25 protein-coding genes are annotated in these 26,022 nt (G+C 72.0%); 10 read left to right on the top strand and 15 right to left on the bottom strand.

All coding sequences use genetic code 11. The features are described 5' to 3' along the window. Positions 1-89 precede the first annotated feature (89 nt). The 3 genes from kynU to FHS22_RS14475 all read left to right on the top strand — a co-directional run bounded on the left by kynU (position 90) and on the right by FHS22_RS14475 (position 3,994). Positions 90-1,325: a kynureninase gene (gene kynU, locus FHS22_RS14485; protein WP_184941938.1), complete on the top strand. Its 1,236-nt coding sequence runs from the start codon at positions 90-92 to the stop codon at positions 1,323-1,325. 129 nt (positions 1,326-1,454) lie between these two features. Continuing rightward, the gene (locus FHS22_RS14480; RefSeq protein ID WP_184941937.1) at positions 1,455-3,239 is read left to right on the top strand and encodes an LVIVD repeat-containing protein; all 1,785 of its coding nucleotides are present in this window, start codon (positions 1,455-1,457) and stop codon (positions 3,237-3,239) included. Positions 3,240-3,346: 107 nt separating this feature from the next. Continuing rightward, positions 3,347-3,994 carry a LysE family translocator gene (locus FHS22_RS14475; protein ID WP_184941936.1) on the top strand — a complete coding sequence of 216 codons (648 nt, stop codon included), beginning with the start codon at positions 3,347-3,349 and terminating at the stop codon, positions 3,992-3,994. Between the two features lie 9 nt (positions 3,995-4,003). On the opposite strand, the gene FHS22_RS14470 is transcribed toward FHS22_RS14475, so the two are convergent. Genes FHS22_RS14470 through FHS22_RS14460 form a run of 3 tightly spaced genes read right to left on the bottom strand, consistent with a single transcriptional unit; the run spans position 4,004 to position 7,240 of the window. Next, positions 4,004-5,608: a CocE/NonD family hydrolase gene (locus FHS22_RS14470; RefSeq protein ID WP_184941934.1), complete on the bottom strand. Its 1,605-nt coding sequence runs from the start codon at positions 5,606-5,608 to the stop codon at positions 4,004-4,006. 16 nt (positions 5,609-5,624) lie between these two features. Continuing rightward, positions 5,625-6,074 carry a DUF3237 domain-containing protein gene (locus FHS22_RS14465; RefSeq protein ID WP_338047751.1) on the bottom strand — a complete coding sequence of 150 codons (450 nt, stop codon included), beginning with the start codon at positions 6,072-6,074 and terminating at the stop codon, positions 5,625-5,627. After that, positions 6,071-7,240 (bottom strand): flavin-dependent oxidoreductase, encoded by a 1,170-nt coding sequence (locus FHS22_RS14460; RefSeq protein WP_184941932.1) that lies wholly within the window; start codon positions 7,238-7,240, stop codon positions 6,071-6,073. Before FHS22_RS14460 ends, FHS22_RS14465 begins: the two co-directional genes overlap by 4 nt. An 82-nt stretch (positions 7,241-7,322) precedes the next feature. On the opposite strand from FHS22_RS14460, the gene FHS22_RS14455 reads away from it, so the two are divergent. After that, the gene (locus FHS22_RS14455) at positions 7,323-7,868 is read left to right on the top strand and encodes a MarR family winged helix-turn-helix transcriptional regulator (RefSeq protein WP_338047750.1); all 546 of its coding nucleotides are present in this window, start codon (positions 7,323-7,325) and stop codon (positions 7,866-7,868) included. A 39-nt stretch (positions 7,869-7,907) separates the two neighbouring features. Here the strand turns inward: FHS22_RS14455 and FHS22_RS14450 are convergent, their stop codons facing one another. The 6 genes from FHS22_RS14450 to FHS22_RS14425 form a co-directional block, all read right to left on the bottom strand. Further along, a complete protein-coding gene (locus FHS22_RS14450) occupies positions 7,908-8,282 on the bottom strand; it encodes an MmcQ/YjbR family DNA-binding protein (protein WP_221473637.1) in 375 nt (124 codons plus the stop codon). A gap of 42 nt (positions 8,283-8,324) precedes the next feature. After that, entirely contained in the window at positions 8,325-9,383 is a 1,059-nt protein-coding gene (locus tag FHS22_RS14445; protein ID WP_184941928.1) for a DUF2293 domain-containing protein, read from the bottom strand. Between the two features lie 59 nt (positions 9,384-9,442). Next, on the bottom strand, positions 9,443-10,342 hold the full coding sequence (locus FHS22_RS14440) for a 1,4-dihydroxy-2-naphthoyl-CoA synthase (RefSeq protein WP_184941927.1): 900 nt from the start codon (positions 10,340-10,342) through the stop codon (positions 9,443-9,445). A 19-nt stretch (positions 10,343-10,361) separates the two neighbouring features. Next, positions 10,362-11,423: a polysaccharide deacetylase family protein gene (locus FHS22_RS14435; protein ID WP_184941925.1), complete on the bottom strand. Its 1,062-nt coding sequence runs from the start codon at positions 11,421-11,423 to the stop codon at positions 10,362-10,364. A 142-nt stretch (positions 11,424-11,565) separates the two neighbouring features. Beyond that, positions 11,566-11,961 (bottom strand): isoamylase early set domain-containing protein, encoded by a 396-nt coding sequence (locus FHS22_RS14430; protein WP_221473636.1) that lies wholly within the window; start codon positions 11,959-11,961, stop codon positions 11,566-11,568. Positions 11,962-12,238: 277 nt separating this feature from the next. Then, a complete protein-coding gene (locus tag FHS22_RS14425) occupies positions 12,239-13,231 on the bottom strand; it encodes a phosphotriesterase family protein (RefSeq protein ID WP_184941924.1) in 993 nt (330 codons plus the stop codon). A 159-nt stretch (positions 13,232-13,390) separates the two neighbouring features. On the opposite strand from FHS22_RS14425, the gene FHS22_RS14420 reads away from it, so the two are divergent. From FHS22_RS14420 to FHS22_RS14405, 4 genes are all read left to right on the top strand, one after another. Next, entirely contained in the window at positions 13,391-14,464 is a 1,074-nt protein-coding gene (locus FHS22_RS14420) for a phosphotransferase family protein (RefSeq protein WP_184941922.1), read from the top strand. 30 nt (positions 14,465-14,494) lie between these two features. Then, positions 14,495-15,730 (top strand): acyl-CoA dehydrogenase family protein, encoded by a 1,236-nt coding sequence (locus FHS22_RS14415; protein ID WP_184941920.1) that lies wholly within the window; start codon positions 14,495-14,497, stop codon positions 15,728-15,730. Positions 15,731-15,794: 64 nt separating this feature from the next. Beyond that, entirely contained in the window at positions 15,795-16,634 is an 840-nt protein-coding gene (locus tag FHS22_RS14410; protein WP_338047749.1) for an SDR family NAD(P)-dependent oxidoreductase, read from the top strand. Positions 16,635-16,804: 170 nt separating this feature from the next. Beyond that, positions 16,805-16,996, top strand: coding sequence for a zinc finger domain-containing protein (locus FHS22_RS14405; protein ID WP_184941919.1), 192 nt, complete (start codon positions 16,805-16,807; stop codon positions 16,994-16,996). A gap of 55 nt (positions 16,997-17,051) precedes the next feature. Here FHS22_RS14405 and FHS22_RS14400 read toward each other — a convergent pair whose 3' ends face one another. Further along, positions 17,052-17,474 (bottom strand): DUF6157 family protein, encoded by a 423-nt coding sequence (locus FHS22_RS14400; RefSeq protein ID WP_184941917.1) that lies wholly within the window; start codon positions 17,472-17,474, stop codon positions 17,052-17,054. Positions 17,475-17,589: 115 nt separating this feature from the next. Between FHS22_RS14400 and FHS22_RS14395 the strand changes: the two genes are divergently transcribed. Further along, positions 17,590-17,805 (top strand): hypothetical protein, encoded by a 216-nt coding sequence (locus FHS22_RS14395; protein WP_184941914.1) that lies wholly within the window; start codon positions 17,590-17,592, stop codon positions 17,803-17,805. An 11-nt stretch (positions 17,806-17,816) separates the two neighbouring features. Here FHS22_RS14395 and FHS22_RS14390 read toward each other — a convergent pair whose 3' ends face one another. From FHS22_RS14390 to FHS22_RS39230, 3 genes are read right to left on the bottom strand one after another with little or no spacing between them, the layout of a single operon-like run. Further along, a complete protein-coding gene (locus FHS22_RS14390) occupies positions 17,817-21,056 on the bottom strand; it encodes an ATP-binding protein (protein ID WP_184941912.1) in 3,240 nt (1,079 codons plus the stop codon). Next, the gene (locus FHS22_RS14385) at positions 21,056-21,706 is read right to left on the bottom strand and encodes a hypothetical protein (RefSeq protein ID WP_184941911.1); all 651 of its coding nucleotides are present in this window, start codon (positions 21,704-21,706) and stop codon (positions 21,056-21,058) included. Before FHS22_RS14385 ends, FHS22_RS14390 begins: the two co-directional genes overlap by 1 nt. A gap of 54 nt (positions 21,707-21,760) precedes the next feature. After that, on the bottom strand, positions 21,761-22,618 hold the full coding sequence (locus FHS22_RS39230) for a DUF559 domain-containing protein (protein WP_221473635.1): 858 nt from the start codon (positions 22,616-22,618) through the stop codon (positions 21,761-21,763). Positions 22,619-23,087: 469 nt separating this feature from the next. Here FHS22_RS39230 and FHS22_RS14375 point away from each other — a divergent pair, with 469 nt between their 5' ends. Further along, entirely contained in the window at positions 23,088-23,780 is a 693-nt protein-coding gene (locus FHS22_RS14375; RefSeq protein WP_184941907.1) for a rhodanese-like domain-containing protein, read from the top strand. Between the two features lie 269 nt (positions 23,781-24,049). On the opposite strand, the gene FHS22_RS14370 is transcribed toward FHS22_RS14375, so the two are convergent. Then, positions 24,050-24,253, bottom strand: a complete 204-nt coding sequence (locus FHS22_RS14370; RefSeq protein ID WP_184941906.1) for a cold-shock protein — start codon at positions 24,251-24,253, stop codon at positions 24,050-24,052. A 314-nt stretch (positions 24,254-24,567) separates the two neighbouring features. Then, the gene (locus FHS22_RS14365; RefSeq protein WP_184941904.1) at positions 24,568-25,866 is read right to left on the bottom strand and encodes an endonuclease Q family protein; all 1,299 of its coding nucleotides are present in this window, start codon (positions 25,864-25,866) and stop codon (positions 24,568-24,570) included. Positions 25,867-26,022: the final 156 nt, after the last annotated feature.

Below are 26,022 nucleotides of genomic sequence, written 5' to 3'. Positions count from 1 at the left end.
TCCGTCCCCCGGAACCCCCCGATGCCCCGATCACCCTCGATGCCCGATGATGGAGGTATATCGGTAAGGACCTACTCGGGAGACGACTCGTGACAATCAGCCGCGCGGACTGCGTCGCGCTCGACGCCGCCGACCCCCTCAAACACTTCAGGGACGAGTTCGTCCTGCCCGAAGGGACCGTCTACCTGGTCGGCAACTCGCTCGGCGCCCCGCCGAGGGCGGCCTCGGCCGCGCTCACCCGGGTCGTCGAGGAGGAGTGGGCCGGCCGCCTGGTCGGCGGCTGGAACGCCGCGGGCTGGTTCGACCTGCCGGAGACCACCGGCGACCGGATCGCCCCGCTGATCGGCGCGGGTCCGGGCCAGGTGGTGGTGGGCGAGACCACCTCGATCGCGATCGTCAAGGCCGTCTCGGCGGCCCTGCGCCTGCGCCCGGACCGCCGGGTGATCGTCTCCGACCTGGAGAACTTCCCGACCGACCGCTACATGGTCCAGGGGCTGGTCAAGGCGCTGGGCGGCTACGAGGTCCGCGACGTGCGCGGCACCGACGGCCTCGACGAGGCGCTGGCCGGCGGGGACGTGGCCTGCGTGCTGCTCTCGGAGGTCGACTACCGCACCGGCGACCGCCACGACACCGCCGAGGTCACGGCCCGGGTGCAGGCGGCGGGCGCACTGATGATCTGGGACCTCTGCCACAGCGCGGGCGCCTACCGGGTGGACATGGCCCCGGCGGACTTCGCGGTCGGCTGCACCTACAAGTATCTCAACGGCGGCCCTGGCTCCCCGGCCTTCGTCTACGTTCACCCGCGCCACCAGAACGCGACCGAGCACCTGCTGAGCGGCTGGCACGGCCACGCCGCGCCGTTCGCGTTCGAGCCGGACTACCGCCCGGCCGAGGGCATCCGGCGCTTCACCGTGAGCACCCCGCACGTGCTCTCGTTCGCCGCGCTCAACGCCTCGCTGGACGTCTGGGAGCGGGTGGACCTGACCGCGCTCCGGACCAAGAGCACGGCGCTCACCTCGCTCTTCATCGATCTGGTCGAGGAGCTCTGCGCGCCGTACGGCCTCGCGCTCGTCACCTCCCGCGACCCGGAACGGCGCGGCAGCCAGGTCAGCTTCACCCACCCCGACGGCTACCCGGTCATGCGCGCCCTGATCGACCGGGGCGTGCACGGCGACTTCCGGGCCCCGGACATCCTGCGCTTCGGATTCGCCCCGCTCTACATCGGGTACGCGGACGTCTACGACGCGGCGGTCACGCTGGCAGAGGTGCTGGAGAAGGAGCACTGGCGCGAGGAGAAGTACCGCCGGCGCCTCACCGTGACCTGAGAGTGCGCGTTCCACGGGGCGGAACGGAGGCGGTTCCGCCCCGTGGAACGGTGCATGGCACGGCGGAGACCCGAGGGGCGAGGCTGGGCGCGTTCCCTCTTCAGCCCTCCTCGCGCGAAAGGCCGCGCCATGCGCCACTTCCTCCGGCACGCCCTGGTCACCTCCGGTGTCGCGGGTCTGCTCCTCACCTCCGGCACGGCGGCGCGGGCGACGGCGCCCGACGACCCGTACATCCCCTCCGTCTGCGGCGACCGCCGCCCGTCCGAACCCGGGCCCGGGACGTACGGCATGCAGCTCGACGGCACCTTCCGGCACCCGTGGCTGACCCCGGCCAGCGAGGAGCGCCACGCCTTCCCCGGCGGAGCGCAGGACCTGTTCCCGAAGACGAAGGGCTACGACCCGCGCTCCTACACCGAGGGGCCGATCAGGATCGAGGCGGCCTACCGGGGCGCGGACTTCACCCCCGACTACTTCCACACCTGGCAGAACGTCGTCGACTTCGACGGACGCCGGTACCTGTTCCAGTACGACCGCAGCGAGGCCCGCGTCTACGACGTCACCGACGTGCGGAAAGTCCGGATCGTCGAGCGGCTGAGCCGGTCCGACGTGAAGGTCCCCTACGGGGAGAACGTCGAGCTGCACAAGGGGAAGGACTGGGCCGCCCACGACTACTGGGGCGCCTCGACGATCCAGTGGAGCGCGAAGCTCAAGGCGTACGTGATGGTGCAGAGCTTCGAGCAGAAACGCCAGGTGGGCGAGCTGGGCGACGCGCCGGAGCGGACGAAGTTCAACAATCCCGAGGGTGTGGCGGCGCTCCGGGCGCAGAAGAGCTTCAAGGGCTTCAAGGTCTACCGGCTCGACGGCCCCCGCAAGAAGGACTGGAAGCTGCTGTCCACGGTCACCACCGACGCGAGCGCGGCCGACCCGCTCAACGCGCCGGTCACCGGGCCGCAGCAGGGCTCCGGCTCGCTGGACGCGCCGTACTGGACCGGCGGGAGGTACATGTTCGTCGCCGTCGCGCCGCTGGACACCTGGAGCAACACCGAGGTGCCGACCTACCTGTACTCGGCCGGCTACCAGGCCTACGACATGTCCGACCCGGCCAGCCCGAGGAAGGTCGGCGAGTGGCACAGGAAGGGCCAGGTCGCCGACGAGTCCGCCGCCTACGCGCGCAACCCGCGCTGCGGCAACCAGACCTCCTGGATGGGCGCGCGGATGCCGCTGTTCGTCCCGACGCCGATCGAGGAGGGCGGGCGGTACGGCTTCGCGGCGCTGGGCGGCTTCGGCCTGTCGGTGCTGGACATCTCCGACCCGTCGAAGATGAGGGAGGTCGCCCACCTCGACCTTCCGATGTCCGTCGGCGGCACCGAGGCGGACAACGTGGACGTCTCGCAGTTCGAGAAGACCGGCATGGTCTACGTCTCCGGTTACCCGCTGGGCGAGGACTGCCGCGAGCCGTACAAGGACGTCTTCCAGATCGACGTCCGCGACCCGCGCTCGCCCCGGATCGTCGGCGCGCTGCCCCGGCCGCGGCCCGCGGCGGGCGCGAAGTTCGCCGACTACTGCCAGCGCGGCGGGAGCTTCGGTCCCAAGCGCTCGGGCTCCTACACCTCGCCGGGGGACCCGAAGGCCGGGCTGCTGCCGTACGCGTTCTACAACGCGGGCGTGCAGTTCTTCGACACGCGCGACGTCAGGCACCCGAAGATCGCGGCCCAGTTCGTGCCGGCCGGGTTCAGCGCGAACGTCCCGGACTACGCGCTGGGGAACCAGACCCACGCCGTCTACACCGAGTGGGACCGGAAGATCGTCTGGGTCTTCACCAACGACGGGATCTACGCGGTCTCCTCCCGGACGCTGCTCGGCGCCCCGAACCTGGGCCGGCCGGCCGCGCCCTTCCGCACCTCCGCCCGGTGACGCCCGCCGTCTCCCGGGCCGGTTGAATCCGGGTCTCCCTGGATGAATAGGATGAACGCGCCCATAAGGCACTTGTTTCACCACGCGTTCAGGGAGACCCCCGTTCCATGCTGACGACCTTCGCGGTCACGGCGCTTGTAATGATCATGATTCCCGGGCCCGACCAGGCCCTGATCACCCGCAACGCCCTCGCCTTCGGCCGTACCGCCGGCCTGCTGACCATGTTCGGCGGCCTGATCGGCCTCGCCGTGCACGCCACCGCCGCCGCCGTCGGGCTCTCGGCCCTGCTGCTGACCTCCGCGACCGCCTTCACCGCGCTGAAGGTCGTGGGAGTGCTCTACCTGCTCTGGCTCGGCGTGCAGTCCCTGCGCGCCAGCCGCCGCACGGCCGCCGCCGCCACTGCCGCCACTGCCGCCACTGCCACCGCCGCCACCGGCCTCCCGCCCGAGCGGCGCTCCCCGCTCCAGCACATCCGCAACGGCTTCCTGTCGAACGTGCTCAACCCGAAGGTCGCGCTGTTCTTCGTGACGTTCCTGCCGCAGTTCCTGCCCACCCACGGCAACACCCTGGGCCGGGCCCTGCTCCTGTCGGCGATCTTCGCGGCGCTGTACGTCCTGTGGTTCAGCTTCTACAACGTGGTCGTGGCCCGGATCGGCGCGCTGCTCCGCACCCCCCGGATCCGGGCCCGGATCGAGCAGGCCACCGGCCTGCTCCTGGTCGGCTTCGCCATCCGCCTCGCCTGGCAGCAGCCCTGACCCGCCCGCTCAGCGGGGGACGACCGGAAGGGTGATGTAGGAGTCCGGGTAGACGGTCTGGTGCTGCACGGACAGGTCGGCCTCGGACGCCTCGGCGGGGACGCCGCCGGTGCCCGGGTTGCGGTCGAAGCGGGGGAAGTTGGAGCTGGACACCTCGACGCGGATGCGGTGGCCGGCCTTGAAGACCTGGCTGGTGGCGACGAGGTCGATCTCGTGCACCCCGGACGGCGCGGAGGCCCGGACGATTCCGTCGACCACGCTCATGGCCCGGCCGTCGGGGTACACGTCGACCAGCTTGGCGGTCCAGTCGGTGCTCGCCGCGGAGGTCGAGCCGTGCAGCGTCACGGAGACCGGCCCGGTCACCTCGATGTCCGCGGTGAGGACCTCGGTGGTGTAGCAGAGCACGTCGGAGCGGAGCTCCACGCCGCTCTGGTCCTGGGGGCCGACGTTGGTGGGGTCGGGCAGCAGGAGCGGGCCGCCGGTCGTGGGGACCGGGTCGCGGGGGTCGTGGGTGAACGCGGCGGGCGCGGTCGCCTCGGGGGTCGAGGGGGGCGCGGGGGAGAGCAGGCCGTCGGAGTGGAAGCGGTAGCGGGTCTCCACCGCGCGGGCCAGGGGCCAGGCCTCCTCGTCCCGCCAGACGTCGTCGCCCATCACGAAGATCTTCACGGCCGGGCCGGTGTCCTCGCCCTTCAGGAAGGACAGCTGCCGCTGCTCCAGCCGGAGCGCCTGGGCCGAGGCGGCGAACCCGAAGTCCAGCCGCCCGGTGCCGGTCCCCTGCGCGAGGTGGGACCAGGGGCCGATGACCAGCGGACCGCCCAGGCGGCGGTGGTTCTCCAGGGTGCCGGAGAGGAACAGGTCGAACCAGCCCGCCACGTGCATGACCGGCACCTCGATCCGGTCGTGCCGCAGGGTCTCGGCCGCCTCCTGCCAGTAGGCGTCGCGCTCCGGGTGCGAGGTCCAGTCGCGCCACCACGGGATGCCGGGGACGCCGGACACCGGGAGGGTGCGCGCCGCGGCGGCCTGGTCGCCCAGCACCGGCAGGAGCGCGCCGAAGGCGGCGCCGACGTCCTCGCCCGCCTCCATGCCGTGCAGCAGGCCGAGCATCGACTGCAGCGCGCCCCAGTTCAGCGCCGAGCCCAGCGCGAACGCCCCGCCGTGGTACTTCAGCCCGTCGTGGAAGTCGTGCGGGGTCATCGAGGCGACCACCGCCTTCAGCCCCGGCGGGCGGGTCGCCGCCGCCTGGAGCGCGCACCCGGCCAGATAGGACATGCCGCTCATCACGACCTCGCCGTTCGACCACGGCTGCGCGGTGATCCAGGCGATCGTGTCGTGGCCGTCCGCGCCCTCGTCCAGCCACGGCCGGAACTCGCCGTCGCTGCTCCCGCGCCCCCGGCAGTGCTGCAGGACCACCGCGAAGCCCGCCTCCAGCGCGGGGATCTTCGGCACCTGCCGGAACGTCCCCTCGCCGTACGGCGTGCGGACGAGCAGCGTGGGGAACGGCCCGCCCTCCGCCGGGCGGTAGACGTCGCCGCGCAGGATCGTGCCGTCCCGCACGGGCATGGGCGTGTCGTGCTCGGCGGCGAGGGGGAGCGGGGCGCGGTTCAGCTTCGGCATCGTGGGCTCCTCGGGGTCAGGTGAGTGCGTAGGCGTCGTAGCGGACGGCGTCGGCGGTGCGGGCCCCGGAGGCCACGGCGAGGGTGCGGTTGAGCCACAGGTAGCGGTCGTCGCCGGTCTCGAAGCGGCAGAACAGCCGGAAGTAGTACTCCGCCGGGTCCACCGGCTCTCCTGCGGCCAGGCGCTCCATGACCTCGCGGGGGCCGTGCCGCACCCCGGTGGTGGAGATGTAGAGGTGGGCGCCGTCGTGGGTGCGCAGCGTGTAGCGGGTGTCGATGCTGGCCATGCCGTCGGCGTGCACGACCTGCCAGTCGGCCCCGCCGGGGAGCACGGTGCCCGCCAGGCGGGGGCCCTCGAACGACCCGCCCACGATGTTGATCACCCGGCGGCGGCCCCACTGCGAGTCGCCGAGGTCGAGGATCGGGTCGAGCTCCACGCGGAACACGGCGAGCGGTTCGAGGTTCACCGGGTCACGCTCCAGGACGGGCGCCCGTTGAGCGAGGCCGGGTCGAACCCGGCGGTGCGCTTGTAGGAGGCGGCGATCTCGGCGCGCTCCGCGTAGGGGACGACCTGCTCGATGTCGTCGAACCCGGCCGGCGCGCGCTCGTGGGCGAGCTTCATCACGATCTCCGGGCCCATCTTCCGGTTGGACAGCTGCAGCGCGGTCGTGGCGGGGCGGCGGGCCGCCTCGTAGGCCGCCAGGCCGCCGCCCGCCAGGGAGTGGGCGAGCACCCGGGCGTCGATGATCGCCTGGGAGGCGCCGTTGGAGCCGATCGGGTACATGGCGTGGGCGGCGTCGCCCAGCAGCGTGACGTTCCCCGACGTCCAGTACGGCAGCGGCTCGCGGTCCACCATCGGGTACTCGTAGGCGGACCCGGCCCCGGTGATGATCCCCGGGACGTCGAGCCAGTCGAACGTCCAGTCCGCGAAGTGCCGTGCGATTTCGTGCCGGTCCGCCGGGCGGTTCCAGTCGCCGCGGTCGGGGGCCTCGCCGTCCAGGGGCTGCTCCGCGATCCAGTTGATCAGCGTGCGCCCGCCCGTCTCGATCGGGTAGGCGACGAACTTCCGGGTGCCGTCCCCGGCCATGATCATGGACCGTCCGGTCAGGAACGGCTCGCCGTACGTCGTGCCGCGCCACAGGACCAGCCCGTTCCACGGCGGCGGCCCCTCGCCGGGGAACAGGTGCGCCCGGACCGCCGAGTTGATGCCGTCCGCGCCGATCAGCAGGTCCTCCGCCCCCGGGCCGGTGATCCTGCTCCCGGTCCGTACGGCCTGCGGGCCGAGCCGCTCGGTCACGGCCTCCAGCAGGAGCATCTGCAGCCGCCCCCGGTGCACGGAGTACTGCGGCCAGGCGTATCCGGCGTCCAGGCCGCGGGGCTCGGACCAGATGGCGGCGCCGTACCGGTTGAAGTAGGCCAGCTCGGCGGTGGCCACGCCGATCTCCGCGAGCCGGTCGGCGAGGCCGAGCTCGGTCAGTTCCCGCACCGCGTGGGGCAGCAGGTTGATGCCCACGCCCAGCGGCCTGATCTCCCGCGCGGCCTCGTGGACGGCCACGTCCCGGAACCCCGCGGCGTGCAGGCTGAGGGCGGCGGCCAGGCCGCCGATGCCGCCGCCGGCGATGACGATGCGCACAGAAGGTCTCCCGAATATTGTTATGGCCGTAACAATATTCACGAGGTGAGAGCCCCTGCGCAAGACTTGCCCGGTGGAATCGGTGAGCGGTGAACCGGAGACGGCGGGCAGGGAACCGGAGGCGGCGGCCAGGGCGGACCTGCGGTACGCGGCCTACGCCAGGGAGCGCCTGGCCGCCATGCCGCCCCCCGCCGACCCCGAGGCGTTCGAGCTGGCCTACAACCTGCTCCAGCTGGCCTACCTGCTCGTCACGGACCTGGAGGCGCGCATCCACCGCCCGCGCGGCTGGACGCTCGCCGGGTTCCGCCTGATGTTCAAGCTCTGGCTGCTGGGCCCGACCCAGCCGGCCCGGCTCGCCGAGATCTCCGCGATGTCCCGCTCGGCGATGACCAACGCGGTCAACACCCTGGAGCGTGACGGCCTGGTCGAGCGGCGCCCGGTGCCGGACGACAGGCGCGCGGTGGAGGTCGCGCTGACCGCGGAGGGCGAGGCGGCCGTCCGCGCGGCCTTCGCCGAGCAGACCCGCCGGGAGCAGGAGTGGTTCTCACCCCTGGACCCCGCCGAGCGGGCCGGGCTCACCGCCCTGCTCTCCCGCATCCTCGCCGCCCGCCCCTCGGACGCCCCGTGACCGCCGCCGCCCTGCGGCGGCGCGGCCCGGGAGGGAGGATCAGCCTTCGGGGGCGTCGAGGGTGGCGACCAGCTTCTTGGGGGCCACCGCGCGGTAGCTCTCCTCGACCCAGTCGAGCAGCACCTCGGTCTCCGGCAGCGCGCCCGTCAGCGCAATCGTCACCCAGCCCGCCTTGCCGAGCCCGTAGCCGGAGGGCTGGACGCCGTCGAGGGCCAGCGCGTGGCCGTGCGACTCGGGGAGCTTCACCCCGAGCGTGGGGCTCCACTTCTCGGTCGGCTCCTCGACCCCGAGGAAGACGAAGATCTTCTTGTTGACCTTGACCACGGTCTCGCCCCAGGGGTGGTCCTCGTAGGCCCCCGGGAACCGCAGGGCGAACTCGCGCACCGTCTCGCGGACCTCACGCCACTTGTCCATGCGGTCCATTGTGGGACCGGGGTCCGACAGTTTCCCGGACCGTCACGGATCGGCCGGGCCGGGCCGGCCGGGGTGCCGCCAGCCGGCGAGCACCCGGTCGACGGCCGCGCGGATCCGGTCCCGGGCCTCGGCGCGGGGCACCCCGGACATCAGCAGCCGGTCGTAGTCGGTGTCGAGGTGCCGCACCGAGGCGACCACGGCGAGTGTGACGGCGTTCTCGTCGAGGACCCGGGCGGCGGCCGTACGGCCCACCCTGCCGCTGCCGCGCTCCCCGGCGTGCCGGGCGATCTCCCCGGCGCGCTCCGGCGGGCAGCCGGGGAACATCCGGACGATCTCCCCGGCCATCCGGTCCTGGAACCGCAGGTCCTCGACCGTCCGCCGCTCCCGGTCGCGCTCGCGGCGGCGGAGCCGTACCTCCTCGTCGGCCAGGCACCGCTCCTCGGCCAGCGCCAGCGCGGCCTCCTCGACCAGGATCCCCAGGCGCTCGTACCGCTTGCGCCGGGAGTTGAAGCGGACCACCACGGCGGCCAGCCCGCTCTCCTTCTTCGCCCGGCGGCTGAGCGCCGCGTTCCCCGCGGGGAGGAAGACCAGGTGGTCCAGGTCCGCGCAGGTCAGGCAGTGCGGATCGCCCTCTTCCATGATCAGGTAGGGGCCGGTGCCGCGGCAGTCCGCGCACTCCCAGGCCTTCAGCGGCGCGACCACCGTCAGATCGGGCGCCTTGCTCTGCCGTTCGGCGAGCCGCCTGCGCCGGGTCTCGCTCAGCTCGGGGGAGACCCAGTGCACGCGGAAGGCGGAGTCGTCCCCGTCGGAGAGGAAGCGGAGCGGGCCCCGGTCGCGGGCGGCGGAGAGGTAGGCGGCCTCGCCGGGGGTGAGCCCCCGCTCCTCGGCCCACCGCCGCAGGATCGCCACCGCGTCGGTCATCCGCGCGCCGTCCACGGCCGCGAGCTCCTCCAGCGCGGCCGCCCGGCCCTGCCGCCAGGTGTCCACGTGCCGGGCGTGCAGCCAGCGCACACCGGTGAGCACGTCGATCGCCGTCACGAACTTCCGCTGCGCGAGCGCGGCCTCCGCCGCCTCCACGACCCGCCGGTCGAGCTTCGCCATCGCCCCAGCTTGCCGGAGCCGGGCGGGAACCGCACCCGCGGACGGCGCCTGCGCCCCTCCTAGAAGTACCAGGGGAAGGGGCTCCAGTCGGGCTCCCGCTTCTCCAGGAACGAGTCGCGGCCCTCGACGGCCTCGTCGGTCATGTAGGCCAGCCGGGTGGTCTCGCCCGCGAAGAGCTGCTGGCCGACGAGCCCGTCGTCGATCAGGTTGAAGGAGTACTTCAGCATGCGCTGGGCCGTGGGGCTCTTGCCGTTGATCTTCCGGGCCCACTCCAGCGCGGTCTTCTCCAGCTCCGCGTGCGGGACCACGGCGTTGACCATGCCCATCCGGTGGGCGTCCTCGGCGGTGTAGGTGTCGCCGAGGAAGAAGATCTCGCGGGCGAACTTCTGGCCCACCTGGCGGGCCAGGTAGGCCGAGCCGTACCCGCCGTCGAAGCTGCCCACGTCGGCGTCGGTCTGCTTGAAGCGGGCGTGCTCGCGGCTGGCGAGGGTCAAGTCGGCCACCACGTGCAGGCTGTGCCCGCCCCCCGCGGCCCAGCCCGGCACCACGCAGATGACGACCTTCGGCATGAAGCGGATCAGCCGCTGGACCTCCAGGATGTGCAGGCGGCCCGCGCGCGCCGGATCCACGGTCTCCGCGGTCTCCCCTGCGGCGTACTTGTAGCCGTCGCGCCCCCGGATGCGCTGGTCGCCGCCGGAGCAGAACGCCCATCCGCCGTCCTTCGGCGAGGGCCCGTTCCCGGTGAGCAGCACGCAGCCCACGTCGCTGCTCATCCGGGCGTGGTCGAGCGCGCGGTAGAGCTCGTCCACGGTCGACGGCCGGAAGGCGTTGCGGACCTCGGGCCGGTCGAACGCGATCCGGACGGTCCCCTGGTCCACGGCGCGGTGGTAGGTGATGTCGGCGAAGTCGAATCCCTCGACCTCGCGCCATGCCGCCGGGTCGAACAGCTCAGAGATCATGCCTGTCACCCGGGACAGGTTAGTAGGCGACCGCGTAATCGGTGAACCGCTTGGCCATGAAGGGCGCCTTGAACTTCGGGTAGGCGACCGTCCTGACGTCGCCGTCGGAGGTGTAGCGCTCGTCGGCGTTCTTCTCCAGCCAGTCGAGCCAGGCGGTGGAGCAGAACTTGGCGCAGTCGCCCTTCTTGTCCATCGACCGGATCCGCGGGATGCCGAGCGGGTCGAAGTCCTTGTTGAACGGCGAGGCCCCGGGCGTGTACCCGGCGAGGAACACCCCGCCGTAGTCGTAGGAGACCTTGCCCGCCTTGCCCTTGCGGCCCCACTCCTTGGTGCTCGGCTGGTTGCCGTACGGCAGCGCCAGCGTCACCGGCTTGGCCGGGACCAGGTCGGTGATGAGCCGGTGGCCCGCGGCGATCTCCTCGTACACCTGCTTCTTCGGCTTGCCGAGCAGGTTCTCGTGGTTCTTGGTGTGGTTGCCGATGTCGAACCCGTTGTCGTGGAGCCACGCCAGCATCTGCGTCTGCTCCTCGGGTGTGGCCTTGCCGAACATGTCGCGTGTCACGTAGAAGGTGGCCACCGGGCGGAACCCGGGGTGCTTCTTGGCGACGTCCTGCAGGATGCCGATGGCGGTGTCCGGCGCCGGTGCGCCCGACCCGTCCAGGGTGAGCTGCGACGGCGAGGAGTCGTCGAAGGTGAGGACGACGGGGTGGCGCCCCTCGGGGATGCCGATCCTCCCGGTCACGTACTCGGCCGCGGTGATCGGGACGTACCCCTCCTTCGCCAGTCGTTCCAGCTCCGTGCGGAACTGCTTGGGGGTGCGGTCGTCGGTGTTCGTCGGCTTCTCGATCACCCGGTGGTACATGAGGACGGGAATCTGGCCCAGTTCGTTGGCCTTGGCCTTCGCCGCCCTGGCCTGCCTGGCCTTCAGCGCGGTCGCCTTCTCCGCCGCGGCCGCCGACGCCTTGGCGGCGGCCGTGACCTTCTTGTCCTCAGGTTCGCTCTGCCACGGCATGCACCCGGTCAGTACGGCCCCCGCCGCCACGACCGCCACACCGGTCCTGCTGATCCTCAGACGGCTCATTGCGTCTCCCCAGCTCACTGACAATACGCAGCTTGTCCCCGGCGGGCCCGCGGGCTCATCTCCGTGTCGGGCAAAGACTTCGTAGGGAACCGCGGGCCCGGGACCGGTGGCGTGCGGACGACGGAGGGCGCCGTACGGCGGGCTACGGCGTGGCGAGCGCGGGGACGGGGGAGACGAGCGGCTGCTTCCCCGGGACCCGGGTGACGGGCGTCTTGACGGGCGCCTTGGCGGCCTCCGGCCGGGGCTGCTTGGCCGCGGCGGCGTCGAGGTACCCGCCGTGCTGGTCGTGGCGGTCGGCGTCCGCGTCGTCGAACCACAGGCCGCCGTCGGCGAGATAGCGGAAGCAGATGCCCCGATCGGCGGGGAGGGTGACGGTCACCTGGTAGGTGCCGTCGTTCTTCGGCTGCATCGGGTGGGCGTAGGGGTCCCAGCCGTTGAAGTCGCCGACCAGGGAGACTCCGCCGGAGATCCGGTCGGCCGGCACGGTGAAGGTGATCTTGACCTGGCCGTTCTTGGTGGGCTTGGCACGCTTGATCACTGAGGTCCTCCTGAACTCGTTGCCTGCTTGCCTCGTGGCCGCCACCTCGGCGAGGGAGCGCGGAGAGTACCCCTGACCCCGGCTGCATCTTTCCTCGCCGGTCAGTGGAGAGGCCTCCCGCGCCGATCGCGGAAGGCCGGGATCCATGACATCCGAATGCCGGTGCGGACCATGAGAATCTTCATTCCTGGTCCCCGGGCGATGACCGGGACACACTGGTCGTTGGACAGGATTTACGTCAGCGTGCCGCTATCCGGACTTCCCGGTGCGGGCCGGTTCAGTACGGGCCGGTGGTCTCGAAGTAGCGGCGGGGGACGTCGACGAGCATCGTGCCGATCTGCTTGTCGGTGACCCCGTGTTCACGCAGGTAGGGCAGGACGGCCTGCTCGATGTGCAGGTAGTTCCAGTCCGGCAGGAAGGGCAGGACGGCCGGGTCGATCCAGTCGATGTAGCAGGAGGCGTCCTGCGAGAGCACCATCTGCCCGGCGAAACCGCGGCGGCACATCTCGACGACGATGTCGGCGCGCGCCTCGAAGGTGGTGTCGAGGTTGATGCCGAAGCGGTCCATGCCCAGGATGAAACCGGCCTCGGCGAGCTCGGTGAGGTGGTCGGCGTCGGTGGTGTCGCCGCTGTGCCCGAGCACGACGCGGCCGGGGTCCACGCCCTCCTCCTCGCAGAGCACCCGCCCGGCCTCCAGCCCCGTCCGGCTGCCGGGGTGGGTGTGCACGGTGATCGGGGCGCCGGTCCGCCGGTGGGCCCTGGCGACCGCCCGCATCACCCGCTCCACGCCCCCGGTCAGGCCGGCGCGGTCGATGGCGCACTTGAGCAGGGCGGCCTTCACCCCGGTGCCGCCGATGCCGTCCACGATGTCCCCGACGAACATGTCGACCATGGGGTCGGGGACGTCGGTGCCGAGCGCGGCGCCGAGCCCCGGCCCCCGGTAGTGGAAGAAGAACGGCACGTCGCCGTAGGTGTAGCAACCGGTGGCGACGACGATGTTGAGCTCCGGGACCTGCTCGGCGATGCGCCGGATGCGGGGGATGTACCTGCCCAGGCCGATGACGGTGGGGTCGACGATCGTGCGCACGCCCTGGGCCGCGAGCGCCCGGAGCCTGCCGACCGCGTCGGCGACGCGCTCGTCCTCGTCGCCCCACTGCTCGGGGTGGTTCTGCTGCACGTCGGGGGTGAGGACGAACACGTGCTCGTGCATGTAGGTGCGGCCGAGCTCGGCGGTGTCGACGGGACCGAGGACGGTGTGGACCTGGGGCATCGGGGCCTCCCTTCCGCCGGGACGGGGCCGGTTCCTCCGCCGGAACGACCACTCTATGAACGTACCGACCGTTTGGTATGTTGTCACCGTCCTCGACGAAGGAGTTCCCGTGCAGATCGTGACCAGAACCCGCCGCGCGCACCGCAGGGGCGTGCGCCCATGAGTTCCGCAGTGCGCGAGGAGGCCGGAGAGGTCCGGCGGGAGGACGCGTTCGACGTCGCGGCACTGCACGCCTGGCTCGCTGCGCGGGTCCCGGACCTGGCGGCGGACGGCCCGCCGGAGGTCCGGCAGTTCGGCGGGGGCGTGTCGAACCTGACCTACCTGCTCCGGTACGGCGGGCGCGACCTGATCATGCGCCGGCCGCCGCGCGGGCACAAGGCCGCCTCCGCCCACGACATGCGGCGCGAGTTCACGGTGCAGCAGCGGCTCCGGCCGCACTTCGGCGCGGTCCCGGAGATGGTCGCCTTCTGCGACGACCCCGCGGTCCTGGGCGGCGACTTCTACGTGATGGAGCGCGTCGCGGGCACGATCCTGCGCCGGGAGCTCCCGCCCGGCGTGGTGCTCGACGAGGCGCGGACCCGGGCCCTGGGGCACACCGTGGTCGACACCCTGGCCGACCTGCACGCCGTGGACCCGGCGGGAGCGGGTCTCGGCGACCTGGGCCGCGGCCCCGGATACGTCCGCCGCCAGGTGGAGGGCTGGTCGCGGCGGTACCGGGGCGCGCTCACCGACGACGTGCCCGACGGCGAGGACGTGATGGCCTGGCTGGACGGGCACCGGCCGGAGGACGCCGCGACCCGCCTGATCCACAACGACTGGAAGCTCGACAACCTGGTCCTGGACCTGGACGGCCCGCCGCGCGTCGTCGGCGTCCTGGACTGGGAGATGGCCACCGTCGGCGACCCGCTGATGGAGCTGGGCTCCGCCATGGCCTACTGGATCACGGCGGACGACGACGAGATGTACGCCGTCCTGCGCAACCAGCCGACCCACCTGCCCGGCATGCCGACGCGCGAGGAGTTCGTCGAGCGCTACCTCGACCGCACCGGCCTGCGGATGGAGCGGTGGGAGTTCTACGAGGTGTTCGGCCTCTTCCGGCTGGCGGTGATCGCCCAGCAGATCTGGTTCCGCTACCGGGCCGGTCAGACCACCAACCCCGCGTTCGCCTCGTTCGGCGGCGCGGTGCGGATCCTGCTCGACCGCGCCTCATCCCTCGCCCGCAGGCCGTACTGAACGTCCGCGGACCGTCCCGAAGGAGACCACATGGCCATCGACTTCACACTCGCCCCCGAGCACGAGGAGATCCGCCGCCGCGTGCGGGCCTTCATCCAGGAGACCGTCATCCCGGCCGTCAAGGGCTTCGACTCCGAGGAGAGGGCCGTCAGCCGGGAGGAGTACATCCGGACCATCCTGGAGCTGCGCGGCAAGGCGCAGGCCGAGGGACTCTGGCTGCCGCACATGCCCAAGGAGTGGGGCGGGATGGGCCTGGGCCACGTCGAGCTGGCCATGGTGCAGTCCGAGGCGGCCAAGACCCGCCTCGGGCCGTGGATCCTCAACTGCGCCGCCCCCGACGAGGGCAACATGCACACGCTGCTGCACTGGGGCACCGACGAGCAGAAGGAGAAGTACCTCCGGCCGCTGCTCCAGGGCGTGAAGATGTCCTGCTTCGCGATGACCGAGCCCGAGGTGGCGGGCTCCGACCCCACGCTCATCCGCACGCACGCCGTCAAGGACGGCGACGAGTGGGTCATCAACGGCCACAAGTGGTTCATCTCCAACGCCCGGCGCGCGAGCTTCGCCATCCTCATCGCCAAGACCGAGCTGGACGCGCCCGAGGGGGCCCGCGGCGCCAACACCGCGTTCCTCGTCGACCTGCCGCAGGAGGGCTGGAAGGACGTCCGCGAGGTCGAGACGATGCACGGCTCGACCGGCCACAGCGAGATCGTCATCACCGACCTGCGGGTGTCCGACGGCCAGATCCTCGGCGGGCGCGGCAACGGCCACCGCCTGGGCCAGTACCGGCTCGGCCCGGCCCGGCTGGCGCACTGCATGCGCTGGATCTCGCAGGCGGAGACGGCGCTCGACATGATGGTCGAGCGGGCGCTCAACCGCTACAGCCACGGCTCGCTGCTCGCCGAGAAGCAGGGCATCCAGTGGCTCATCGCCGACTCGGCCATGGAGCTCTACCAGTGCAAGCTCATGGTCCTGCACGCCGCCTCGAAGATCGACAAGGGTGAGGACTTCCGTACCGAGGTCTCGATGGCCAAGCACTTCGTGGCCAACAGCCTCAACCGGATCGTCGACCGGGCGATCCAGGTGCACGGCGCGCTGGGCTACTCCACCGACACCCCGCTGGCCCACATGTTCCAGAACGCCCGCTGGGCGCGGTTCGCCGACGGGGCCGACGAGATCCACCAGATGCGCATCGCCGAGCGCACGATCGCGGCCTACCAGGCCACGGGCTCGACCAACGCCGCCACCGGAGGGCTGCCGTTGTGAGCGGGCGTGGCGAGCGAGCCGGTGGGCGCAGCGGCGTGCTCACGGGACCGACGAAGGAGGGCATGTGAGCGGGACGGGGAACCGGTTCGCCGGGGACGGCGCGGGGATGCTCAGCGGGGTCGGGGAGGACCGGCCCGTCGGAGAGGTGAACACGGTCCGCAGCGACCGGCTGGAGGGCAGGGTCGCGCTCGTCACCGGGGGAGGCAACGGCATCGGCGCCGCGACGGCCCGCCGGCTGGCCGCGGGCGGGGCGCGCGTCGTCGTCGCCGACGTCGACGACGCCGCGGGCAAGAGCGTCGCCGACGAGATCGGCGGGACGTTCGCGCACTGCGACGTGACGCGGCTGGAGGACAGCGAGGCCGCGGTCGCCACCGCCGTCGACCGGTACGGCAGGCTCGACCTGGCCTTCCTCAACGCCGGCATCTCCTCGGGCTGCGGGCTGGGCGAGGACTTCGACATCAGGCGCTACCGGCTGGCGATGGGCGTCAACCTCGACGGCGTGGTGTTCGGCGCGCACGCCGCGCTCCCGGCGCTGCTGGCCGCGGGCGGCGGCACGATCGTGGCGACCGCGAGCATGGCGGGCATCGTCGGCATCCCGTCCGACCCCATCTACGCCGCGAACAAGCACGCCGTGGTCGGGCTCGTCCGCTCGCTCGCCCAGGATCTCGCGCCGCTCGGGGTCAAGGTGCAGGCGCTGTGCCCGTCGTTCGCCGACACGGCGATCCTGGGCGAGGGCAAGGCCCTGCTGGAGCAGATCGGCTTCCCGATCCTGGAGGTCTCGGAGGTCGTCGACACGTTCTTCCGGCTGCTCGACAGCGACAAGACGGGTGAGTGCTGGTTCGTCATCCCGGGCCGGGAGAGCCAGCCGTTCGCCTTCCGCGGCGCCCCCGGCCCGCGCACCTGACCCCGCCCGGGGCTCCCGGCGCCGGGCCCCGGGCGGCGAGCCCGGCGGAAGGGAGGAGACCGGGCGATTACTTTACGTAGCGAATATGCTACTCAGAGCTTCTCTTGGGCGGCCCGGGTGCGTAGGATCGGCTCCGTTCCGGGCCGCCGGCCGGGAGAAAGGCGAGGGAGATGCGGGAGCGACCCAAGGCCGAGCGCCATCATCTGTCCTGTCCGGTGTGCGGAGCGCTTCCGGGCACGAGCTGCCTGCAGGACGGCGCGGAGCTGGCGGAGGTCCACCCCTCCCGGCGGATGCCGATCGCCGAGCGCAACTGGCGGTCGGCGTCGGGCTGGATCCCCCCGGAGCTGCAGGGCACGTCCTGAGCGGGACGGGCCCCGCGGCGGACGACCGGCGGGACCCGGCGGCGCGGACGTCCGGTCAGGCGCGGCGCGAACGCATCGCCTTGAGGACGGTGACGCCGTCGCCGTCCCCCTCGACGATCCGCCGGTAGGCGTCCGACTCCATGGGGCACAGCGCGACCCTGCCCTCCGCGTCGAAGAGCAGCCCCCAGCCGTACTTCTTCGGCAGCGGCGAGGCGCGCAGGCAGGCCTGGGGCTTGGAGAAGAAGGCGTCCCGCAGCCGCGCGACCTCGTTCGCGGACCGCTCCCCGGGTTCCTGCCGCCGGAGCCAGGTCTCGAACAGCACGTCCTCCTGGGTGAGCACGTGCGGGTCGCCGTCGAGCATCCGGTGCTGCACGCCGGCGACGGTGAGCCTGCCGCCCCGCTCCGGCGGCACGACGCTCGCGGAGACCGGGCAGTCGTCCGCCACCGCGATCAGCGTCCGGTAGTAGTTCAGATCCACTGCGTTCCTTCCGATCGGGGCCCGGTGCGGCCGGGCCCGGGGCCCGGCCGCACCGCCGGTGATCCTATGGCGAAAAGCCCTTATCCGCCGGAAAGGAGGCTGGCACAATGCGGGCATGCGATGCACCCAGTGCGACGGCGAGCACCTGGAGCCCGGCTTCATCGAGGACGGCGGCGAGAGCTCCAGGGGGTACGCCCGCTGGATCCAGGGCCCCCTGGAGCGCGGGCCGCTCGGCAACGCCAGGCGCATGGGGAAGACGCGATGGATCGTCGACGCCTTCCGCTGCGTCCGCTGCTCGCACCTCGAACTGTTCGTCCGCCCGGTGGACTGAACCCGGCCGGGTCACCGGCGCGCGGAGCCGCCCGCCCTCCGGACCACCTCCTCGACGGTGAGCGGGTCCCTGGGGTGGTGGCTGAGGCACATGGGGACCTGCGCCTTCACGAACGCCGACCCCTCGGTGGCCACGTAGAACTGGCCCGACCGGAGCCTGGCGACATCGGTGACGTGGCCGCCCCTGCTCCTGGCCATCTCCTTCGCGGTCTCGATCTGGACGTAGCTGTTCAGCAGGCCGAAGAACTGGGTGGCGGCGTTCCCCGGGATCCGGTTGTGCAGCCCCTTCGGCGCCTGGGTGGCGAACACGAGGCCGAGGCCGTACTTGCGGGCCTGGGAGGCCAGCGCCAGCGTGCTCTGCGTGCAGGCGGTCAGCGCGCCGGACGGCGCGAACGTCTGCGCCTCGTCCATCACGAACAGCCCGCCCAGCGGCCGGTCGCCCGCCGGGTTCCTCTTGATCCAGGCGAACAGCGCCATCTGCAGCCGGTTGACGAAGCTCTGCCGCTGCTCGTCCGACTGCAGCCCGGAGAGGTTGACCACCGAGACGCGCGCCCGCTTCCCCTCCGGCGGGGTGAGCAGGATGCCGGGGTCCACCGGCGTGCCCTTCCCGCCGAACATCGGATCGATGACCATGGCCGCGGTCAGGGTCTCGGCCAGGTCGGCCGCGATCCTCCCGGCCTTGCTGAGCGCGCTCACCCCGTCCGGGAGCTCCGCCAGCGTCGCGATGAGACCGCGGAGGTCGTTCGCGCCGTGCTGCCCGTAGTACCTGAGCGCCTCGCGGAGGACCGCCTGCCCCCGGTGGGCCTTCTCCGTGCTCCCGGTGAGCCTCGCCCTCGGCGCGATGGACGCGACGGCGACCTCCACCGCCTCGGTGAACTCGTCGGGGTCGTCGAGGACGCTCCGGAAGTCCGGCAGGGGCTGGAAGCTGAGCGGGCGGCCCGACCCGCGGCCCGGAGTCCAGACCACCACGTCGGTCGTGTCGAGGTACTCCCTCGCCCGCGCGGCGTCGCCCACGCCCCAGGACGGCGGCGCCTCCGGCCACGGGTCCCCCAGCCGCGCCAGGTCGTTGTTGGGGTCGAGCACGATGGAGGAGACTCCCTGGAGCGCGCACTCCTCGACCAGGCGGCGGATGAGAACGGTCTTCCCCGACCCGGATCCGGCGAAGACCGCCGTGTGCTTCCGCAGCGCCTCCAGGTCGGCCTCGACCGGCGCGTCCCCCGTGATGGCCCTGCCGAGGGTGACGTACGGCGCGCGGTCCCCCCTCGGCCCGGTCGCTTCGTCCGCGGCCGGAGCGGTTCCGCCTCCACCGTCGCCCGCGTTCCCGAGGCCCGTCCCACCGGCGGCCGGGGCGGTCGCGCGCGGGCCGGGAGCGGTAGGACCCGCGGGTCCGGCGGGAACGGTCCACGCGTCACCCAGGGCCTCGCCGAACAGCTTGACCTCGTCGGCGGGCCTGCGGGTGGCGAGCCAGCCGTGGAGACCGGGCGGGTTGCCGGCGATCAGGTCGCGGAGCGCGGCGAGGATCCTCAGGTCCTCGGGGTCCACCTGGAGGACCCTGCCGCCCGCCTCCTCGAACGCGGTGACGATCTCCCGGGTCCGCGGACCCTTCGACCAGCCGGTGTTCCGGAGCAGGAAGAGTCTCCGCTTGGGGATCGCGGCGTCCAGGCCCGCCGCGACCGAGGCGTGCCGCACGCGGCTCAGCGCGGCGTTGGCGTTCCCGGTCGCGACCGCCCGGAAGCACCAGTGCGCCTCGTCCTCGGTCGTCACGTCCAGGCTGCGCCGGAGGCGGGCGTGGAGGGGAGGCTTGGAGCTCGGCGGGGGGTCCTGGCTGAACGCCTGCCCGGCCTCGCCCTGCCCGGCGATCCAGGCGGTGAGCCCGGCCGAGAGCAGCGCGGGCATGACCGCGTCCTCGGTGGCGGCATCGAGCGCCGCTGCCACGTCTGCGGTCTCCCTGAGCCGGGCGAACCGGGCATCGAGGGCGGAGAGGTCCTGCCCAGAGGACTCGGGAGGCACAGCGGAGAGCAGCGGTTCCCCCGGGGCCACGGGGTTCTCCACCGGGGCCGAGGCGGCGAGGTGCTCCAGCTCCCTGATCTCACCGTCGCGAAGGCAGGACTGGACGTGGTCATTGATCTTGATGAGTAGTTGCCGGGGGGTGTAGTCGCGGGCGTCGTCGAACGCCGACGGCCTGATCGGCCAGGTCGGGTAGGGCGGGGTGAAGCCGATCTCACCGAACTGCGCCCCGAACCGCTTGGCGATCAGCGCGTGGCCGGTCTCGGCGTCCGGGATCGTCTTGAGGTGGGCCGTTTTCCGGAACCGGTCCTGGACGGTGGCGGTCGCGTGCGTCTCGATGAGCACCCATGTCGGAGGGAGGCAGGAGACCACCGTCAACGTCCGGCGGGTGGCCTCCCGCAGCGCCATCAGGCCGCCCGCGATCTGCTCGACCAGGAGCAGGTCGCGATGGTCCGCCGAGTCCCCGTCCATGGAGAGCGAGGACTGCGCGATGAGCATGTCGATCTGGTCGACCGCGATGACGGACGGCCCGGTGAGGGCGAGCAGGCGCGACAGGTCCATGACGATCTCCTGCTGCGACTTCTCGCTCCGCCGGATGCCCCAGCGGGCCCGCTCGCCCTGGTCCTCCTCCGGCGTGGAGGACAGGAAGGCGTCCCCGATGTCCTGCGCCGCGAGATCGTCGGAGGCGAGCAGGACGAGGGCCCTGAGGGTGTCCTGGGTGTCCCGGCCGAGTGTCCGGTCGAAGCGGCGGAAGGCGTCGACGAAGGTGTCGAGGGGCATCCGCGCCAGTCTGCTGGTTCCGACCACCGCGCGCCGTACCATCCGGGGCACTCCCACGAGCGCCGCGAGCCGGTCCAGGAAGACCTGGAGCTGGCTTCTCCGGCCGCCCTCCCCGTCGTCCTCCTCGCGCGCGAGGCTGTCGAGCACGGAGACCATGACGCTGGCCCAGAAACTCCGGGCGTCCAGCAGGCTCACCAGGAAGAAGTAGCCGCCCTGCTCCCGTGTCCGCTCGCGCAGCCAGCCGAGCAGGTGGGTCTTGCCGGAACCTCGCTGGCCCTCGACGACCACGCCGATCGGGCTGACGTCCCGGCTCGCCGCGGCCTCGGCCAGGCCGGTGAGGAGGATCTGCCCGGTCTGCCGGTGCAGGCTCTCCACGTGGAACGGCGAGGGCCGCCACACGTCGTCGGGGGCCTCCGCCCAGTTGAACGTGAGCGCCGCGAGGGCCTTCCGCTCCTGGTCCGTCATCACGCTCCGATCGCGAGGAAGTGCTTGTCCTGGTCGCCGATGACCACCGCCGCCTCCCGGTCGGCCGGGGTGAGCGTCTTCTGGTTCTCCTCGGGGACGACGCGCACGTCCGGCATGCGGTTCATCCGCCTGAGCGTGTCGTCCACCTCCGCGCGCTCCGTGTCACCCAGCAGCGGGCGGATCTTCGCCAAGCTCACCCAGGCACCGGGCTTGGCGGCCAGTTCGGCGTAGGCGAGCCGGATGCGGGTCTCGACGTTCACGGAGGCGGGCACAGAGGCGGACGGTGCCGGGGAAGCGGCGGGAGAGTCCGTCGAGGCCGCCTCCGAGGAACCGGGCACCGAGCCGTCGTAGGGCTGGAAGACGTCGGCGAGCGGCTGGTCGGTCCGTTCGAGGAACCCCGGCAGCCACGCGAGCAGGGCGCGGTGCACAGCGCTCCCCGCGCCCTTCCTGGGCATCGGGAGCGTCCTCGCACGAAGCTCCCTGGCGAGGTAGGCCCATCCTGCGTCGGTAAGGATGTGGGCGTACGCACGTCCTTGCTTCCGGCTGTCGACGAGCTTCAGCTTGTTCAGACTCAGGCGGTTCTGCCCATCGAGGCTTATGCCGTGGCGTTCTTTGAGGTCAGGGTTGGAAACCTCCTGTGCCTCGATCATCAGTACCAGAAGGGCGGAAACCTGAGGGAGCGGTAGTGCTTTATCGGGCATTTTCTATCCTTTCGGTGTTCCGTGGCGACGGTTCCGGACGAACCACTCCACCTGGCGGAGCACGGCTTCCATATCGGTCATGACCTGGTCGTCGGTGAAGCGCAGCACGGCGTATCCGGCCTGCTGGAGCCGTATGTCCCGCTGCCGGTCCTGCGCGTATTTGCGGGCCGTACGGTGATCTGGCCCGTCGATCTCCACCACGCACCGCTCGTCGCGCCAGAGCAGGTCCATCCGGATGGGGACGGCCAGCGGGTGCGGGTGGTAGGTCCGGTTCCACTCCCGGCCGGCCGCCCAGTCGCACCGGGCCAGGGCGGTCTCCAGCGCCTGCTCGGCGCCGCTGCCGGGGTGCGGCCTCCCGGCGAGGGCGGGGTAGGTGACGGTGTACGGCTCCCGATCCGGCGGCGGACCCGGCACCTCCCGGGCGAGCTCCTCCACCTCGGCGGGGACGGGGACCGTCCCGATCCGGTCGACCGAGGTCAGGGCGGCGCCCGTGAGCCAGATCCCGAACCCGCCCCGGTGGGCGAACCACTCGCATCCCGCGGCGAGCACCTCCTGCGAGAGCGGGGAGAGGCCGTCGGGGACGTCCACGAGGATCGCCGCACGGGAACGGCCGAAGCCGGTGGCGAGCGCCCTGGCGAGACCCGCGGCACGGACCTCGGGCGAGAAGCGGGCGGGCCCGCCCCCGGGAGGGAGCCGGATGGGCCGGCCCCTGGACGGGAGCAGGCCGGGGCCGCCCTCGGAGGGGAGCCCGCCGGGCTCCCGGCCGGTGCGCAGGGAACGTTCCGCGAGGTCGGCCAGGAACGGGCCGAAGTGGCCGCTCGCGGACGCCGTCCGCAGGGCGAGCGCGCGTGCGGCTCGCACGCCCGCGCCGCCAGGGCCGTCGATGCCCGCAGCCTCCGGCAGCCATGCCGGGAATATGGCGACAACCACCTTTTCCAGCTCGTTCAATACCGAGGCTGCCATTTCCGCGGGTGAACGGGCGTCACCCGCGGCATAGGTCACAATCGCGGGCGCGTCATCGGGGAGCGGGTCGATCGAGAGGGAGACGGCATGGAAATCGGCGCCGCGGAGCCGTACGACGCGACCCACCGGTAACTCCGCCCACGACCCCGCCACGTCGCTTCCCCTGTTTTCCCGAATGCGCCGGATTGCTGAGGTTATACGCATAAGGCTGGGTGATACAGGGCTTCTGTCCGAGGTGCTGGAAATCGACGGCCCGTTGCCGGACTCCCGGCACGACCGCCGGCACCAGGGCCCGGCACGGTGGGCAAGCGGGGAGGGGCGGCGGGACGTCCCGAGTCGAACGCGCCATTGTGGGTACGGCTCCCGCATGGTTCAGCGCATCGACCGCGACACCGTACGCGACCTGCTCGAAACCCGCGACGCCCAGCTCGTGGAGGTGCTGCCCGGCGAGGAGTACGGCTGGGCACACCTTCCCGGCGCCCGGAACCTGCCGCTCAAGGAACTGGGCGCCCGGACCGCCGCGGAGCTCGACCGGTCCCGGCCGGTCGTCGTCTACTGCCACGACTGGATATGCGACATGAGCCCGCGGGCCGCCCCGCGGCTGGAGCGCCTCGGCTTCGGTGAGGTGTACGACTACACGGCGGGCAAGATGGACTGGCTCTCGGCGGACCTGCCGTACGAGGGCGAGGCCATCCTGGTCGCCGGCGTGATGCGGCGCGATCCGGTGATCGCGTTCCCCGACGACCGGGTGGCGGAGCTCGAACCGCGGATCTTCGCCGACCCGGCGGGCGCGGCCGTGGTGGTGCTGCGGGAGGGGAAGATCGTCCAGGGCGTCGTCGGCCCCCGGGAGCTGAAGGGCGCCGCGCCGGACGCCACCGCCGAGGAGATCATGAGCTTCGGCGTCACCACCGTCCGCCCGAGCGAGGAACTGACCGGGCTGCTGGAGCGGATGGACCGGGCGAAGACCCACACGATGGTCGTGACGCGGACGGACGGGACCCTCGCCGGGCTGCTCGCGACCGACGTCGTCCGCGCTCCCGAGACCGGCCCGGATCTCTGAACGCGGCTGGTATCCCTGAGCGCGGCCGGGATCTCTGAGCGCGGCCCGTCCCGGATCCGCGCCGCATCAGGACGGGCCGTGGATCCGGGCCGCCGGTCCGAGGGCGACCTGGACGTGCCGGGCGGGCAGGAATTCTCTCCAGGGATTAATTACCATTTTTACGAAAAAATGGACTTTAAGGATCTGGAGATGAGGTAAAAGCAGTAGAGCTCGCACCGCGATGCGGTGCGAGCTCTACTGGAGATTCATCCGGTGCGAGAGCTTGATGCTCAGAGCGCCGTGACCTTGTCGGCCTGCGGACCCTTGGGGCCCATGGTCGTCTCGAAGACGACCCGCTGGTTCTCTTCCAGGCTGCGGTAGCCACCGGTAGTGATCGCCGAGAAGTGCACGAACACGTCGGCACTACCGTCGTCGGGCGCGATGAAGCCGAAGCCCTTTTCGGCGTTGAACCACTTCACGGTACCTTCAGTCACTGCTTCTCCTTCTGGGAGCCTCGCCGGGCCGCCAAGTCGACGACACGGGGCTGCGTGGCGGGCCGCTGTGCGTCCGCCGACCTTGATCGGGAGAAGCGAAAGCCCGCTGTCAAAAACTTCCCGCGGGCGCTTCTAAGATGAAAAACGTTCGAGGAAACTACGACTGCAACTTTTCAAAGAGTACTCGTCGCTGCGCGGTCATGTCAATTCCAGCGAAAACTCGGCGGAAAATCCAGATTTTTCATGAACCGGGACAGGGCGGTGCGGTCGCCCGGAGGGCGTCCCGCCGTGCAGGTGAAGAGCCGCGGGACCCTCTAGAAGAGGGTGGGAGGCGCGGTCGTGCCCGCCCGCGCCGGCCCGCCGGGACCGAAGAGCCGGATCGCACCGTACTCGCCGTCGTATCCGGCGTCCCGGACCACCTCTCCCCGGCGCAGCCTGGCGACGGCCTCGGCGAGCGGCGGGGAGCAGGCCTCGATCTCGTCCACCGGCACGTCCTCCAGGATCGCCAGCTCGGGTCCGAGGGCGGTGACGAGCCGGTCGATCTCCCTGAGCACCTTCTTGCTCTGCGGTCCGACGCCGAGGACCTCGCCCACGATCTCCGGGAGCGGGACGAGGCTGCGGAAGCCCGCGGCGCCGTCCGGCCGTACGCCCTCCGCCCGGTCGGCGAGGTCTTCGACCCGGCTCAGCACGCCGACGGTGAGCCGCTTCCCGCACACCGGGCAGATCCCGCCGCGGCGGCGGGTCTCCCGGGGCTCCATCCGGACGCCGCACTTGCGGTGCCCGTCGATGTGGTACCTGCCCTCCTCGGGGAAGAACTCGACCGTCCCCGCGAGCCCGTCACCGGTCCGCAGCGCCCGCAGGACCTCGAAGTAGTCCAGACTGGTCTCGAAGACCGTGGTCTCGCGGCCGATCCTGGGCGGCGAGTGCGCGTCGGAGTGGCTGACCAGCCGGTAGCGGTCCAGGCCGGAGACCCGCCAGTTCATGGCCGGGTCGCTGGACAGGCCGGTCTCCAGCGCGAAGATGTGCCCGGTGAGGTCGCCGTAGCACTCCTCGACCGTGTCGAACCCGGACCTGGAGCCGAACACGCCGAACCAGGGCGTCCAGACGTGGGCGGGCACGAGGTAGGCGCCGTCGCCGCTGCCGAGAACGATCTCCAGCAGGTCGCGGGCGTCCAGGCCGAGGACGGGCCGGCCGTCCGAGGCCGGGTCGCCGTAGCGGGAGATCGACCGGTTGAACGCCTCGGCCGCCTCGAAGTCCGGCACGTACACCAGGTGGTGGAGCTTGCGGGTGCGCCCGCCGCGCCGGTAGACCGTGGCGACCTCGACCGAGAGCATGAACCGCATCCGGCCCGCGTCCGCACCGGGCGGCAGCGCGCCGGGGGCGTCCCCGTCCAGTGCCGCCGACGGGTCCTCGCGGAGCCGGAACAGCCCCGGCTCCGCGGGCACGAGCCTGTCGCGCAGGTGGCCGAACCAGGCCGGATGGGTGAAGTCGCCGGTGCCCAGCAGCGCGACGCCCTTGCGCAGGGCCCACCACGTCAGGTGCTCCAGGTCGCTGTCCCTGCTGCAGGCCCTGGCGTACTTCGAGTGGATGTGCAGGTCGGCGTGGAAGCGCATCCGCCACCCCTTCCCCGGAACGGACCGGTGTACCGCCGTTCCCGGTCGATGACTCCGCGGCCGCCGGGTGCGGGCGCGCTCGGGCGCGACGGTCGAGGCGCCGGAGCCGGACGCCCCCGGGCCCGCGCCTCCCCGTGTGCGCAGGGCGCGAACCTT

It is taken from the genome of Thiemannella venezuelensis (assembly GCF_014203605.1).
GTDB lineage: Bacteria > Actinomycetota > Actinomycetes > Streptosporangiales > Streptosporangiaceae > Planomonospora_A > Planomonospora_A venezuelensis.
This window is presented reverse-complemented; position numbering and strand designations above follow the sequence as displayed.

Bases quoted from the DNA above. Each gene is read 5' to 3' on its own strand.
- FHS22_RS14480 (WP_184941937.1), top strand. From the start codon at position 1,455: ATGCGCCACTTCCTCCGGCACGCCCTGGTCACCTCCGGTGTCGCGGGT.
- FHS22_RS14475 (WP_184941936.1), top strand. From the start codon at position 3,347: ATGCTGACGACCTTCGCGGTCACGGCGCTTGTAATGATCATGATTCCC.
- FHS22_RS14470 (WP_184941934.1), bottom strand. From the start codon at position 5,608: ATGCCGAAGCTGAACCGCGCCCCGCTCCCCCTCGCCGCCGAGCACGAC.
- FHS22_RS14450 (WP_221473637.1), bottom strand. From the start codon at position 8,282: ATGGACAAGTGGCGTGAGGTCCGCGAGACGGTGCGCGAGTTCGCCCTG.
- FHS22_RS14445 (WP_184941928.1), bottom strand. From the start codon at position 9,383: ATGGCGAAGCTCGACCGGCGGGTCGTGGAGGCGGCGGAGGCCGCGCTC.
- FHS22_RS14440 (WP_184941927.1), bottom strand. From the start codon at position 10,342: ATGATCTCTGAGCTGTTCGACCCGGCGGCATGGCGCGAGGTCGAGGGA.
- FHS22_RS14435 (WP_184941925.1), bottom strand. From the start codon at position 11,423: ATGAGCCGTCTGAGGATCAGCAGGACCGGTGTGGCGGTCGTGGCGGCG.
- FHS22_RS14425 (WP_184941924.1), bottom strand. From the start codon at position 13,231: ATGCCCCAGGTCCACACCGTCCTCGGTCCCGTCGACACCGCCGAGCTC.
- FHS22_RS14420 (WP_184941922.1), top strand. From the start codon at position 13,391: ATGAGTTCCGCAGTGCGCGAGGAGGCCGGAGAGGTCCGGCGGGAGGAC.
- FHS22_RS14415 (WP_184941920.1), top strand. From the start codon at position 14,495: ATGGCCATCGACTTCACACTCGCCCCCGAGCACGAGGAGATCCGCCGC.
- FHS22_RS14405 (WP_184941919.1), top strand. From the start codon at position 16,805: ATGCGGGAGCGACCCAAGGCCGAGCGCCATCATCTGTCCTGTCCGGTG.
- FHS22_RS14395 (WP_184941914.1), top strand. From the start codon at position 17,590: ATGCGATGCACCCAGTGCGACGGCGAGCACCTGGAGCCCGGCTTCATC.
- FHS22_RS14390 (WP_184941912.1), bottom strand. From the start codon at position 21,056: ATGACGGACCAGGAGCGGAAGGCCCTCGCGGCGCTCACGTTCAACTGG.
- FHS22_RS14385 (WP_184941911.1), bottom strand. From the start codon at position 21,706: ATGATCGAGGCACAGGAGGTTTCCAACCCTGACCTCAAAGAACGCCAC.
- FHS22_RS14375 (WP_184941907.1), top strand. From the start codon at position 23,088: ATGGTTCAGCGCATCGACCGCGACACCGTACGCGACCTGCTCGAAACC.
- FHS22_RS14365 (WP_184941904.1), bottom strand. From the start codon at position 25,866: ATGCGCTTCCACGCCGACCTGCACATCCACTCGAAGTACGCCAGGGCC.